Source organism: Acidovorax sp. KPB24-03, from assembly GCF_057546605.1.
Window position 1 is genome coordinate 1 of record NZ_BAAJYR010000738.1, and the last position, 1,056, is coordinate 1,056.

The following is a 1,056-nucleotide window of genomic DNA, read 5'->3' on the forward strand; positions in this document are numbered from 1 at the left end:
CCGCCGGCGTGCCCGGCGACAGCCGGCGCCGCGGTGCCGCCCATGCTCACGCCCTTCGCGCTGCGCGGTCTCACGCTCGATAGCCGCATCGTCGTCTCGCCCATGGCCACCTACAGCGCGGTCGAGGGCGTGCCGCAGGACTTCCACCTGGTGCACCTGGGCGCCCGCGCCCTCGGCGGCGCGGCGCTGGTGATGGTGGAGATGACCGCCCCCACGCCCGACGGCCGCATCACCCCCGCCTGCACCGGGCTGTGGAACGATGCGCAGCAGGCCGCCTTCACGCGCATCGTGGATTTCGTGCACGGCAGCAGCCGCGCCAAGATCGGCCTGCAGCTGGGCCACAGCGGCCCCAAGGGCTCTACGCGCGTGGGCTGGGAGGGCACGGACGAGCCCCTGCCCGAGGGCGATCCGCACGGCAACTGGCCGCTGCGCGCCGCCAGCGCCCTGCCCTACGGCCCGCAGAATCAGACGCCCGCCGCGCTGACGCGCGCCGACATGGACGCGCTCACCGCCGCCTTCGTGGCCAGCGCCCGGCGTGCGGCCGCCTGCGGCTTCGACTGGCTGGAGCTGCACTGCGCGCACGGCTACCTGCTGGCCAGCTTCATCAGCCCGCTCACCAACCAGCGCACCGACGAATACGGCGGCCGCCTGGAAAACCGCTGCCGCTACCCGCTCGAGGTGTTCGCGGCGGTGCGCGCCGTGTGGCCCGCCGAGCGCCCGATGAGCGTGCGCATCTCGGCCCACGACTGGGCACCCGGCGGCACCACGCCGGACGACGCCGTGGCGATGGCGCGGTGGTTCAAGGCCGCGGGCTGCGACCTGATCGACGTCTCCTCCGGCCAGACCACGCGCGCCGCCCGGCCGGTGTACGGGCGCATGTACCAGACGCCGTTCGCCGACCGCATCCGCAACGAGGTGGAGATCGCCACCATGGCCGTGGGCGCCATCAGCGAGGCCGACCATGCCAACAGCATCATCGCCGCCGGCCGCGCCGACCTGTGCGCCCTCGCCCGCCCGCACCTGGCCGACCCGGCCTGGACGCTGCACGCCGCCGCG

The 1,056-nt window shown here is 74.8% G+C and carries 1 protein-coding gene; it reads left to right on the top strand.

What is annotated here, in order from left to right; genetic code table 11:
* Positions 1-1,056: oxidoreductase (locus AC27KI_RS25625; RefSeq protein ID WP_487116628.1), on the top strand; the 1,056-nt coding region annotated here is incomplete at both ends.